Below are 3,111 nucleotides of genomic sequence, written 5' to 3'. Positions count from 1 at the left end.
CCTGCAGCGTTTTCACCATCGCTACGGCGATAATCCGCAGGCCATCACTGCCTTGCAGGAACGGATCATGGGCGGCTTGCCCCCCGAACTGCAACGCTTGGGGATGGCCCTGACGGCCGCACCCGTGACCTTGCAGAGCCTGCCGGAAGACTTGCGTACCCGTTATATCACGCCGCAGGGTCAGGCCCGGATAGAAGTCTTTCCCAAGGCCAATCTCAGCAGCAATGCCGCCATGCTGCAGTTTGTCCGTAATGTCCAGCAGGTAGCGCCGCAGGCGGTAGGTACACCGGTGATGTTGGTGGAGGGCGGTGAGGCGGTGCTGGGGGCCTTTCAGGAAGCCACGGTTATTGCCTTGGTCACCATTTCTCTCTTGCTCCTTCTGGTCTTGCGCTGCTGGCGCGATACCCTGCTGGTGATGGCGCCCCTGCTGTTGGCGGCGCTCTTTACGGTGGCCAGCATGAGCTATCTGGGGCTCTCCTTTAACCTGGGTAATATCATTGTCTTGCCGCTGCTGATCGGACTGGGGGTGGCCTTTGCCATCTATATCGTGGCGCGTTGGCGCAGCGGAACCGATATTGCCCATTTGCTCCAGACCAGCACGCCCATGGCGGTGTTTTTCAGCGGGATCACCACCTTGAGCGCCTTTGGCAGCATGGCCATATCCCTGGATCCGGGTATGGCGAGTTTGGGCAAGACCCTGAGCCTGGCGTTGGCCATGGTCCTCTTGTGTATTCTCATTGTGTTGCCGGCATTGCTCCTGCTGTTCACTCATTCTCCCCGCGAACAGGGGATCGCTCAGGATGAAGGCCGCTGAGGGAGAGCGGCCCAAGGGCCGCATGCTGCCAACGGGCCCTATGCTGATTTATGCCAGCGGCTTGCTGGGGCTCTTGCTGGCCCTGGCGCTGGTGCTGCATGAAGGTGCCCGCAGCATCCTGCAGATCCTGGCTCATGGCGGTTGGGCCCTGCTATGGTTGCTGCCTTTCCATTTTTTACCGCTGGGTTTGGATGTCCTGAGCTGGAAATGGCTGCTGCGCGGGGAAAGTCGTGCGGGTTTTTGCTTTCTGCTCTGGGTCGCAGCGGTACGCGAATCCGTGAACGGCCTCCTGCCGGTCGCGCGGGTGGGTGGAGAAGTGGTTGGTGCGCGGCTGTTGGCCCGCCACGGCGTTTCCGGTTATCTGGGTGGCGCCAGCATCATGGTGGAGATCACCCTGACCCTGGTGAGCCAGTTTCTCTTCACCTTGCTGGGACTGGTCATCCTGGTCTATGCCATCAGCGACCACGCCATGGAACTGGCCGTGCTCCTGGCTTTGGCCTTCATGGTGCCAGTCATGCTCGGCTTTCTCTGGGTGCAGCATCGCTGGGGGTTTTTCCAGATCCTCCAGCGGCTCATGAAAATGCTGCTGGGCGGTAAAGACTTGCTCTTACGTCTGGGTGATCCGGCTGTCCTGGACGCGGAAATCCGCACCCTGTATGGCCAGCGCTGGACCCTGGTGATCCCCGTTTTCTGGCAGTGCATGGGCCTGCTGGCGGGGGCCCTGGAGGTGTGGTTCACTTTCTGGATTCTGGGACATCCCGTTCCCCTGTGGGCGGCCGTCCTGATGGAAAGCCTCGGCCAGGCCCTGCGTAGCGCGGCCTTTCTGGTGCCGGGCGGCATCGGTATTCAGGAAGGCGGTTTCGTGCTCTTTGGTGCCGCGGCGGGTATCGGTCCGGATCTGGCACTGGCCTTTTCCCTGGCGCGCCGCTTCCGGGAACTGGTGTTGGGTGGCCCCGTACTCTTGTCATGGCAAGCCCTGGAAGGGCATCATTTACACCGGAAATGGCGGCAGGCCCAAACACCCAAAGGAGAAGCATCATGACGGCGGCCATCCTGGAGATGGGCTCCAACGAGCATCGCGACCTTTTCTGCCAGTTTTTCCATGATACGCATATCCGTTTTGATCCGAATCAGATCGACTTGCCCCAGTTGGACGAGGACGCCCATCGGCGTCTGGTGGCTTTGCCTTTCTGGGGCGAGGCGGTGGCCACGGAGAGTGTCACCGCGCGCATGGTGCAGAGTATGGGGAAACAGGAGCCGGACCCCGTCGTGCGTTCGGCGGTGGCCCTGGATGGCCTGGAAGAGCAGCGCCACGCGGATTTGCTGCGCGCCCTGGTGGAGCACTATGGGATCAAGATTCCGCCTCTGCCGGCGGCACCGGCCGTGCGGGATCCCTATTGGGAGTTTCTCTACACCGGTTACGGCGAATGTCTGGATTCCTATTTTGCCTTCGGCCTTTTTGCGCTAGCTCGTGATTCTGGCTTTTTCCCGGCTGCACTGGTGGAAATCTTTGACCTCGTCATGCAGGAAGAGGCCCGCCATATCATCTTTTTTATCAACTGGCTGGCATGGCATCGCAGCCGCCTGGCGTGGTGGAAGCGCATGGGGCTGGAACTGCAGCGGATCCAGGTCATTGCCATGCAGGCCTGGGCGCGGATGCGGACGGCGCGCAATCTCAACGGAAGTCAGGAAAAAAACTTTACCTTGACGGGGCACAAGGAGATCAGCAACGACATCAGCCTGCGAGAACTCCTGGCACTGTGCCGAAGCGAAAATGAAAGGCGTTTTGCCCCCTATGATCCGCGTTTGCTGCGGCCGAAGCTGGCGCCGCGCATTGCCGGGGTGCTATTTTTTTTCTTGTCCCGAGCCAGGGCGGCCTGATGCACCGCTGGGTGCTTGTCGTGTAGACCGTTTGGTATGTTATACTTAACGAATTTTGTCAGTCATCGCGTTGCCTGCTCAGTCGGCAAAAATACAGGAGAAACCAGATATGGGCGTTCCACTAATCCAAAGCTATCGGGTAGGACGGTATATCCTCGCGCAAAAATTGCGGGGGCGTAAACGCTATCCCCTGGTGCTGATGCTGGAACCGCTGTTCCGCTGCAATCTGGCCTGTTCCGGCTGCGGCAAGATCGACTACCCGGACGATGTGCTGGACCAGCGGCTTTCCGTGGAAGAGTGCATTGGCGCTGCGGAGGAATGTGGTGCGCCCATCGTTTCCATCGCCGGCGGTGAACCTCTGATTCATAAAGACATGCCGGCCATTGTGCAGGGACTGGTGGAACGCAAGCGCTTCG

General features: G+C 60.0%; 4 protein-coding genes. All 4 read left to right on the top strand.

Annotation, left to right across the window (positions count from 1 at the left end; translation table 11 throughout):
- Positions 1-814: MMPL family transporter (locus tag ACYCUK_RS24030; RefSeq protein WP_461597100.1), on the top strand; the 814-nt coding region annotated here is incomplete at its 5' end.
- A gap of 40 nt (positions 815-854) precedes the next feature.
- Positions 855-1,856 carry a lysylphosphatidylglycerol synthase domain-containing protein gene (locus ACYCUK_RS24025; protein WP_461597099.1) on the top strand — a complete coding sequence of 334 codons (1,002 nt, stop codon included), beginning with the start codon at positions 855-857 and terminating at the stop codon, positions 1,854-1,856.
- Positions 1,853-2,695: a ferritin-like domain-containing protein gene (locus ACYCUK_RS24020; protein ID WP_461597098.1), complete on the top strand. Its 843-nt coding sequence runs from the start codon at positions 1,853-1,855 to the stop codon at positions 2,693-2,695. Before ACYCUK_RS24025 ends, ACYCUK_RS24020 begins: the two co-directional genes overlap by 4 nt.
- Before the next feature lie 109 nt (positions 2,696-2,804).
- On the top strand, positions 2,805-3,111 hold a 307-nt coding region (locus ACYCUK_RS24015), incomplete at its 3' end, for a radical SAM protein (protein ID WP_461597101.1).

It is taken from the genome of Thiomonas sp., assembly GCF_054608695.1.
Note: the sequence above shows the minus strand (reverse complement) of the source record. Positions and strands in the feature narration are given on the sequence as shown.

Bases quoted from the DNA above. Each gene is read 5' to 3' on its own strand.
- ACYCUK_RS24025 (WP_461597099.1), top strand. From the start codon at position 855: ATGCTGATTTATGCCAGCGGCTTGCTGGGGCTCTTGCTGGCCCTGGCG.
- ACYCUK_RS24020 (WP_461597098.1), top strand. From the start codon at position 1,853: ATGACGGCGGCCATCCTGGAGATGGGCTCCAACGAGCATCGCGACCTT.